Annotated in this window: 1 protein-coding gene; it reads left to right on the top strand. The window is 78.3% G+C overall.

The features are described 5' to 3' along the window. A partial coding sequence (locus ABT014_RS32850) for an SDR family NAD(P)-dependent oxidoreductase (RefSeq protein WP_502895143.1) occupies positions 1-10,014 on the top strand: 10,014 nt, incomplete at its 5' end. Between the last annotated feature and the right edge of the window lie 5 nt (positions 10,015-10,019).

The following is a 10,019-nucleotide window of genomic DNA, read 5'->3' as shown; positions in this document are numbered from 1 at the left end:
CCCACCACCCCCATGTACTCCACCGTCACCAACACCTGGCTCACCACACCCCCCGACACCACCTACTGGTACAACAACCTCCGCCAACCCGTCCTCCTCACCCAAGCCCTCCAACACCTCGCCACCCAAGGCCACACCACCTACCTCGAAACCAGCCCCCACCCCACCCTCACCCCCACCATCCACGAAACCCTCGACAACGCCACCACCATCCCGACATTGACCCGCAACACCGGCACCCACCAACTCCACCAATCCCTCGCCCAAGCCTGGACCCACGGACTCCCCGTCAACTGGACCCACACCCTCGGCGAAGGACCCCGAACCGACCTCCCCACCTACCCCTTCCAACGGGAGCGCTACTGGCTGGCCCCGGCGCCGGCCAAGCTCGTCGCCGGTGCGCCGGCGGACGGATTCTGGGAGGAGCTGGCGGAGCAGGACGGGGTCGCGCTCTCGGCGGAGCTGCGGGTCAGCCCGGAGGCGCTCGGCGAGGTGCTGCCGGCGCTGGCCGGCTGGCGCAGCGAGCGTTCGGCGCAGCGGACGGCGGACGGCTGGCGCTACCGGGTGGGCTGGCATCCGCTGGGCCTGGCGCCGACCGAGGCGCCGGCGGGGCGCTGGCTGGTCGTGCTCCCGCAGGACGGCGCCGGGGCCGAGCTGGTCGAGGTGCTGGCCGCGGCCGGGCTGGCGGTGGCGCCGGTGCAGGTGGCCGGGCCGGGGCAGGGCCGGGAGTCGCTGGCGGCGCTGCTGGCCGGTGCGGTGGCGGACGGGCCGGTGGCCGGGGTGCTGTCGCTGCTGGCCCGCGAGGAGCGTCCGCATCCGGAGCTGCCCGAGCTGCCCGGTGCGGTGGCGCTGACCCTGGCGCTGGTGCAGGCGCTCGGGGACGCGGGGATCGACGCGCCGCTGTGGTGCCTGCTGACGGGAACGGCGGTGCTCGGCGCGGGTGAACGGCCCGCGGGCGCGGTGCCGGGCCCGGTGCAGGGCGCGGTGGCGGGGCTGGCCCGGACGGCGGCGCTGGAGCACCCGGACCGGTGGGGCGGGCTGGTGGACCTGCCGGAGGTGCTGGACGAGCGGGCGGCGCGGCGGCTGTTCGCGGTGCTGGCGGGGGTGCGCGACGAGGACCAGGTGGCGGTGCGGTCCACCGGCGTGCACGGCCGCCGGCTGCTGCCCGCCGCCCGGCGGGGCAGGTCCGGGGTCGACTGGGCAGCGGCCGGGACGGTGCTGGTCACCGGGGGCACCGGGGCGGTGGGCCGCGCGGTGGCCCGCCGGCTGGTGGCGGAGGGTGCGCGGCGGCTGGTGCTGGTCGGGCGCCGGGGTGCCGCGGCGCCCGGGGCGGCGGAGCTGGTGGCCGAACTGGCCGGTCTCGGGGCCGAGGTGACGGTGGCGGCCGGCGACCTCGCGGACCGCACGGTGGTGGCCGCGCTGCTGGCCGAGCACCGCCCGGGTGCGGTGCTGCACGCGGCGGGCGTGCTGGCGGACGGGATGCTGGCGGCGCAGACCCCGGAGCAGGTGGCCGCGGTGCTGCGGGCCAAGCTGACCGCCGCCCGGCATCTGGACGAGCTGACGGCCGATCACGCGTTGGCGGCCTTCGTGGTGTTCTCCTCGGTGATGGGCGTGGTGGGCAATGCCGGGCAGGCCGGCTACGCGGCCGCGAACGCGGCGCTGGACGCGCTGGTGGCCGCCCGCCGGGCGGCCGGGCGGCCCGGCACCTCGATCGCCTGGGGTTCGTGGGGCGGTGGCGGCCTGCTGACCGAGGGCGTGGCCGAACGGCTGCGCGGTCGGGGCCTGGCGGCGATGGACCCGGGGACGGCGGCGGGCGCGGTGGCCGGTGCGGTGGCCGAGGGTGACGACCTGGTCGTGGTGGCGGACGTGGACTGGCACCGGTTGGCCGAGGCCGGCGGGGTGCGCGCGGGCGCCCTGCTGAGCCTGCTGCCGGGCCGTCAGGAGCGGGCGGAGGAGGCCCGTCCGGCCGATCGGGAGCAGGACTTCGCCGCGGAGCTGGCCGGCGCGCCGGCCGCCGAGCGGCTGCGGACGCTGACCGAGCTGGTGCGCGGGCACGCGGCCGCGGTGCTCCAGCACCGGGACACCGGGGCGCTCACCCCGGCCCGGGCCTTCGCCGAGCTCGGCTTCGACTCGCTGACCTCGGTCGAGCTGCGCAACCGGCTCAACGCGGCCACCGGCCTGCGGCTGCCCGCAACGGCGCTGTTCGACCACCCGACGCCGCTGGCGCTGGCCGGGCGGCTGCTGGCGGAGCTGGCGCCGGGAGCGCCGGCGGCCGGGGCCGTCTCGAGCGTCGGGGCGGCCGACGAACCGCTGGCGGTGGTCGGGATGGCCTGCCGGTTCCCCGGTGGGGTCACCACGCCCGAGCAGTTCTGGACGCTGCTGGCCGAGGGCCGGGAGGCGGTCGGCGACTGGCCGGCGGACCGGGGCTGGGACACCGAGGGGCTGTACGACCCGGATCCGGACCGGCCCGGCACGACGTACAGCCGGCAGGGCGGGTTCCTCGCCGATGTCGCCGGGTTCGACGCGGAGTTCTTCGGGATCTCGCCGCGTGAGGCGCTGGCGATGGACCCGCAGCAGCGGCTGCTGCTGGAGACCGCGTGGGAGGCGGTGGAGGCCTCCGGGCAGGACCCGACCGCGTTGCGGGGCCGCCGGGTGGGGGTCTTCGTCGGCACCAACGGGCAGGACTACCTGGCCGCCCTCGACGGGGCGCCGGGCGCCTCCGAGGGGCACTTCCTGACCGGGAACACGGCGAGCGTGCTGTCGGGCCGGATCTCGTACGCGCTCGGGCTGGAGGGGCCGGCGCTGACCGTCGACACCGCCTGCTCCTCCTCGCTGGTCGCCCTGCACCTCGCCGCGCAGGCGCTGCGGCGCGGCGAGTGCGAGCAGGCGCTCGCGGCCGGGGTCACCGTGATGAGCACACCCAAGCTGCTGGTGGAGTTCAGCCGCCAGCGCGGGCTGGCGCCGGACGGGCGCTGCAAGGCGTTCTCGGCGGACGCCGACGGCACCGGCTGGGGCGAGGGCGCCGGGGTGCTGGTGGTGGAGCGGCTGTCCGACGCGCGCCGGCTGGGCCACCGGGTGCTCGCGCTGGTCCGGGGGACGGCGGTCAACCAGGACGGCGCCAGCAACGGGCTGACCGCGCCGAACGGGCCGTCCCAGCAGCGGGTGATCCGGGCGGCGCTGGCCGATGCCGGGCTGGCGCCGGAGCAGATCGACGCGGTGGAGGCGCACGGTACCGGGACCCGGCTGGGCGACCCGATCGAGGCGCAGGCGCTCCAGGCGGTGTACGGGTCCGGGCGCCCGGCGGAGCGGCCGCTGTGGCTCGGGTCGGTGAAGTCCAACATCGGGCATACCCAGGCGGCCGCCGGCGTGGCGGGCGTGATCAAGACGGTGCTGGCGCTGCGGCACGGCGTGCTGCCGCGCACCCTGCACGTCGGCGAGCCCAACCCGCACGTGGACTGGTCGGCGGGCGCGGTCGAGCTGCTGACGCAGGCGCGGCCGTGGCCCGGCGGCGGGGAGCCGCGCCGGGCGGGGGTGTCCTCGTTCGGGATCAGCGGCACCAACGCGCACGTGATCGTGGAGCAGGCGCCCGAAGAGCCGGAGCAGGGCGCCGCGGAACCGGACCGGCTCCTGCCGCTGCTGCTGTCGGCCCGCGACCGGGCCGCGCTGGCCGTCCTGGCCGAGCGGCTGGGCGGCTACCTGGACGAGCGGCCGGACGCGGACCTGGCCGGGCTCGGCCGGGCGCTGGCCGCCGGCCGCGCCTCGCTGGAGCACCGGGCCGCCGTCACCGGCTCGGACCGGGCCGAACTGCGCGAGGGCCTGCGCGCGCTGGCCGCCGGGCGGACCGCGGCCGGGGTGGTGACCGGCACGGTCGTGCCCGCCGGGCGGACGGTGTTCCTCTTCCCGGGCCAGGGCAGCCAGCGGGCCGGCGCCGGCGCCGGGCTGTACCGGGACGAGCCGGTGTTCGCCCAGGCGCTGGACGAGGTGCTGTCCGCGCTGGCCCCGCACCTGGACCTGGAGCTGCGCGAGCTGATGTTCGCCGCGCCGGGCACCGAGCAGGCCCGCGCGCTGGAGCGCACCCGGTACACCCAGCCCGCGCTGTTCGCGCTGCAGACCGCGCTGCTGCGGCTGCTGCGGCACCGGGGCGTGGTGCCGGGCCTGCTGCTCGGGCACTCGATCGGCGGGCTGTCGGCGGCGCACGCCGCCGGGGTGCTGGACCTGGCCGACGCCTGCGCGCTGGTGGCGGCGCGCGGCCGGCTGATGGACGCGCTGCCGGACGGCGGCGCGATGGTCGCTGTGGAGGCCGAGGAGGCCGAGCTGGCGGCGGCGCTCGCGGTGCCGGGGGTGAGCCTGGCGGCGGTGAACGGGCCGCGCGCCTGCGTACTGTCCGGCGACGAGGCGGCCGTGCTGCGGGCCGCCGAGGAGCTGCGGGCGGCCGGGCGCCGGGTGAAGCGGCTGGCGGTCAGCCACGCCTTCCACTCGGCCCGGATGGACGGCATGCTGGCCGCGTTCCGGGCGGTCGCCGAGGGATTGAGCTACCGGGAGCCGCGGCTGCCGGTGCTCTCCGACCTGACCGGTGGACCGGCGGGCGCCGAGGAGCTGTGCTCGCCGGAGTACTGGGTCCGTCAGGTCCGTGGCACCGTACGGTTCCTGGACTGCCTGCGCGGGCTGCCGGAGGCGGACGGGCACACCTTCGTGGAGCTCGGCGCGGGCGGGGTGCTCGCCGCGCTGGTGCCGGAGTGCCGGCCGGCGACCGAGCCCGGCGCGGTGGTGCCACTGCTGCGCGAGGGCCGGCCGGAGGACCGGTCGCTGGCCGATGCGCTGGCCCGGCTGCAGGTACGCGGCGTGCCGGTGACCTGGACCGGCGACCGGCGCCCCGGGAATGCCCCGGAGCTGCCCACCTACCCGTTCCGGCACCGCCGTTACTGGCCGGAGCGCCCGGCCGTGCGGACCGTCGCCGACCGGCTGCGCCACCGGGTGGAGTGGCAGCCGCTGGTCGGGCCGGCGCAGCCCGGTCCGCTCGGCCGCTGGCTGCTGGCCGCCCCCGCCGGGGACCCGTTCGCGGCCGACTGCGCGCAGGCGCTGGCCGGGCACGGCGCCGAGGTGCTGACGCTGGCGGTCCCCGACACGGCCGGCCGGGCCGAGCTGGCGCAGCTGCTGGCGGCCCCGGCCGACGGGGTGCTGTCGCTGCTGACGGACCCGGCGCAGCTGCTGGCGCTGGTCCAGGCGCACGGCGACGCGGACCTCGGGCGGCCGCTGTGGTGCGCGACCCGCGGTGCGGTCGCGGCGGCCGGCCGCCCGGTCGTCCGGCCCGAGGCGGCCCGGCTCTGGGGGCTGGGCATGGTCGCCGCGCTGGAGCAACCCCGGGGCTGGGGCGGGCTGGTGGACCTGCCGGACACGCTGGACGAGGCCTCCGGGCGCGGGCTGTGCGCGGTGCTGGCCGGCCCGGCCGGCGAGGACCAGGTGGCGGTCGGCCCGGAGGGGCGGTACGGGCGGCGGCTGCGGTCCGCGCCCGCGCCGGTCCGCGGCGGCGCCGGGTGGCGGCCGCGCGGCACCGTCCTGATCACCGGTGGCACCGGCGGCCTGGGGGCGCAGCTGGCCCGCCGGCTGGCCGCCACCGGGGCCGGGCACCTGGTGCTGACCGGCCGCCGGGGCGCGGACGCACCGGGCGCGGCGGAGCTGGCCGCCGAACTGACCGGGCTCGGCGCCCGGGTGACGGTCGCGGCCTGCGACGTGAGCGACCGGGCCGCGCTCGAACGGCTGCTGGCCGGGCTGGACGAGCCGCCCCGCACGGTGGTGCACGCCGCCGGGCTGACCTCGGACACCCCGCTGGCCGAGCTGACCGCGGAGCGGCTGGCGGCCGAGAGCGCCGCCAAGGTCGCCGGGGCCGCGCACCTGGACGCGCTGCTGGCGGACGCGCCGCTGGACGCCTTCGTGCTGTTCTCCTCCGTCTCCGGGGTCTGGGGCAGCGGCGGGCAGGGCTCGTACGCGGCGGCCAACGCCTACCTGGACGCGCTCGCCGTGCACCGCCGCAGCCGTGGGCTGACCGCCACCGCGGTCTCCTGGGGCCCGTGGGCCGGGGCCGGCATGGCGGCCGGCGCGACCGCCGACCGGCTGCGCGCGCTCGGCCTGCCGGCGCTGTCGCCGCGCACCGCGCTGGACGCGCTCCAGCAGGCGCTGGACCTGGACGAGACGCACGTGGTGGTCACCGAGCTGGACCGGGAGCGGTTCGGCCCGGCCTTCGAGTCGGCGCGGCCCAGCGCCCTGCTGTCGGAGCTGCTCGCCGCCGGGCCGCAGGGCCCGGACACGCCGCCGGAGCGGCCCGCCGTGGACGAGCAGCCGGGTGCCCGGCTGCGCGGGGAGCTGGCCGGGCTGCCCGCCGGCTCCCGGATGCGGCGGCTGGTACGGCTGGTGCGCGGCGCGGCGGCGCAGGTGCTGGGCTACCGCTCGCCGGACGAGCTGGACCCCGAACGCCCGTTCCGGGAGGCCGGGTTCGACTCGCTGACGGCGGTGGAGCTGCGCAACCGGCTGGTCGCGGAGAGCGGGGTGGCGCTGCCGGTGGCGGCGGTCTTCGACCACCCGACGGCGGCGGCTCTGGCTGCGCGGTTGGACGAGGACCTGTTCGGGGCCGGGGCGGCCGGCCCAGCCGTCCCGTCCCCCGCCGTCGCCGCCGCGGGGCCGGCCGAGCCGCTGGCGATCGTCGGGATGGCCTGCCGGCTGCCGGGCGGGGTGCGCTCCCCCGAGGCGCTCTGGCAGCTGGTCGCGGACGGCACCGACGCGGTCGGCCCGCTGCCCACCGACCGCGGCTGGCCGCTGGCGGAGCTGTACAGCGCGGACCGGGACGCGCCGGGCACCTTCTACGCCGAGGCCGGTGGATTCCTGGACGGGGCGGGCGAGTTCGACGCCGCCTTCTTCGGCATCTCGCCGCGCGAGGCGCTCGCCATGGACCCGCAGCAGCGGCTGCTGCTGGAGACCGCCTGGGAGGCGGTGGAGCGGGCCGGCATCGACCCGGGCTCGCTGCGCGGGCGCCCGGGCGGGGTGTTCGTCGGACTGGCGGCCCAGGGGTACGGCGCCGGGCCGCAGGATCCGGCGGCCGACGTCGAGGGCCACCTGCTGGCCGGCACGGTGACCAGCGTGGCGTCCGGCCGGATCGCCTACACGCTCGGGCTGGAGGGCCCGGCCGTGACGGTGGAGACCGCCTGCTCCTCCTCGCTGGTGGCGCTGCACCTGGCGGGCCAGTCGCTGCGGACCGGGGAGTGCGCGTTCGCGCTGGTCGGCGGTGCGGCGGTGATGGCGGGGCCGGACGCCTTCGTGGAGTTCAGCCGCCAACGCGGGCTGGCCGCCGACGGGCGGTGCCGCTCGTTCGCCGAGGGCGCCGACGGCACCGGCTGGTCCGAGGGGGTCGGGGTGCTGCTGGTGGAGACGCTCGCCGAGGCCCGCCGGCTCGGCCACCCGGTGCTGGCCGTGGTGCGCGGCACCGCGGTCAACCAGGACGGGGCCAGCAACGGGCTGACCGCCCCGAACGGCCTGGCCCAGCAGCGGGTGATCCGGCAGGCGCTGGCCACCGCCGGGCTGCGCGCCGACGAGGTCGACCTGGTCGAGGGCCACGGCACCGGCACCCGGCTCGGTGACCCGATCGAGGCCGAGGCGCTGCTCGCGACGTACGGTCAGGACCGGCCGGCGGGGCGGCCGCTGTGGCTCGGCTCTCTGAAGTCCAACCTCGGGCACACCCAGGCCGCCGCCGGGGTGGCCGGCGTGATCAAGACGGTGCTGGCGCTGGAGCACGGCGTGCTGCCGAAGACCCTGCACGCCCGGCAGCCGTCCGAGCAGGTGGACTGGGGCTCGGGTGCGGTGGCGCTGCTCACCGAGGCCCGGGACTGGCCCGAGGCCGGGCGCCCGCGCCGGGCCGGGGTGTCCTCGTTCGGGATGAGCGGCACCAACGCGCACGCGATCCTGGAGCAGGCCCCGGACACCGACGGGGAGGGCACCGGCGAGGAGGGCACCGGCGAGGAGGGCACCGGCGGGCCGGCCGACCGGCTCCCCTGGCTGCTGTCGGCCCGGACGCCGGCCGCGCTGCGCCGGCAGGCCGCGCGCCTGCTGGAGCGGATCGACGCCGACCCGCGGTGGACGGCCGACGGGATCGGGCGCGCGCTGGCCACCAGCAGGACGGCGTTCGCCCAGCGCGCCGCGGTGCTCCCGGCGGACCGGGCCGCACTGCGCGGGGCCCTGGCGGCGCTGGCCGACGGGAGCCCGTCCGCCGGGGTGGTCGAGGGCCGGGCGGGTGGCGGCGGCACGGTCTTCGTCTTCCCGGGGCAGGGCTCGCAGTGGCCCGCGATGGCCGCCGGCCTGCTCGCCGAGGAGCCCATCTTCGCCGAACGCATCGCCGCCTGCGAGGCCGCACTCGCCCCGCACGTCGACTGGTCCCTCACCGAACTCCTCCAAAACGGCGACCCGTTGGAACGGGTCGACGTGGTCCAACCCGCCCTCTTCGCCGTCATGGTCTCACTCGCCGCCCTCTGGCAGCACCACGGCGTCCACCCCGACGCCGTCCTCGGCCACTCCCAAGGAGAAATCGCCGCAGCCGTCGTCGCCGGCGCCCTCACCCTGGAAGACGGCGCCAAGGTCGTCGCCCTGCGCAGCCGAGCCCTCACCCGCCTCGAAGGCGCCGGCGGCATGGTGTCGGTCTCCGCCACCGGGGAACGGGTCGCCGAGCTGCTCGCACCGTACGGGGAGGCGCTCTGCGTGGCGGCGGTGAACGGTCCGCAGGCGGTGGTGGTGGCCGGCGTGCCGCAGGCGCTGGCGGAGCTGCTGGCCGACTGCGAGCGGGCCGAGATCCGGGCCCGACTCATCCCGGTCGGGTACGCGGCGCACTCGCCGCAGGTGGCGCTGGTCCGGGACCAGCTGCTGGCCGATCTGGCGGACGTCCGGGCGCGGGCCACGCAGGTGCCGCTGTACTCCACCGTCACCGGCGGGTCGATCGACGGTGGGCAGCTCACCGCCGAGTACTGGTACCGCAACCTGCGGGAGCCGGTCGCCTTCGACCGGGCCACCCGGGTGCTGCTGGAGGGCGGGCACGGGCTGTTCGTCGAGGTGAGCCCGCACCCGGTGCTGCAGGCGGCGGTCGACGCCACGGCGCAGGCCGCCGGGCGGCCGGTGACGGCGGTGGGCACGCTGCGCCGCGAACTCGACCGGCCCGAGCAGCTGCTGCGGGCGCTGGCCGAGGCGTGGTCGGCCGGGGCCGCGGTGGCCTGGCCGGTGGGCGCCGCGGCGGGCGCGCCGGTGCAGCTGCCGACCTACCCCTTCGAGCCGGAGCGCTACTGGCTGCCGACGCCCGGCCGCTCCGGCCGCCCGGCCGCCGCAGCCTCCGGGGCGCCGGCCCCGACGGATCTCCCGGACGGCGGCCCCGCCACCGACCCGGCGGCCGAACTGGCCGCCCGGCTGGCACCGTTGGACCAGGGCGGCCGCCGGATGGCACTGCTGGACCTGGTCGCCGCGCATGCGGCGGCCACGCTCGGGCACGCCGATCCGACCGCGATCCGGGTCGACCGCGCGTTCGCCGAGCTCGGCTTCGACTCGATGCTCGCCGTGCGCTTCCGCAACCGGCTGAGCACCGCCACCGGGCTCGCCCTGCCCCCGACCGTGATCTTCGACCGGCCGAACCCGTCGGCCCTCGCCGACCTGCTGGACCAGGAGCTGCATCCGACCCCGCGCGGGCCGGCCGAGCAGGAACTCGACCGGCTGGAGCGGGCGTTGGCCGGCCTGGATCCGGACACCCCGGCCGCCGGGGAGGTCGGCGACCGGCTCGCGGCCCTGCTCCGCACCTGGCGTGGCCGACGGGCGACCCGGCCGCCGGTGCCCGACGCACCCGGCCCCGCCCGGACCGACCCGGCCCCGTCCGACCACACCCTGTCCGACCCGACCGCACCCGCCCCGACCGCGACCGACCCGATCGCGCTGGACTCGGCCACCGCCGACGAACTGTTCGACCTGCTCGACAACGACTTCGGAATGGCCTGAGGGAG

Origin of the sequence: Kitasatospora sp. NPDC094015 (assembly GCF_040304075.1) — a bacterium.
Taxonomy (GTDB): Bacteria; Actinomycetota; Actinomycetes; order Streptomycetales; family Streptomycetaceae; genus Kitasatospora.
This window is presented reverse-complemented; position numbering and strand designations above follow the sequence as displayed.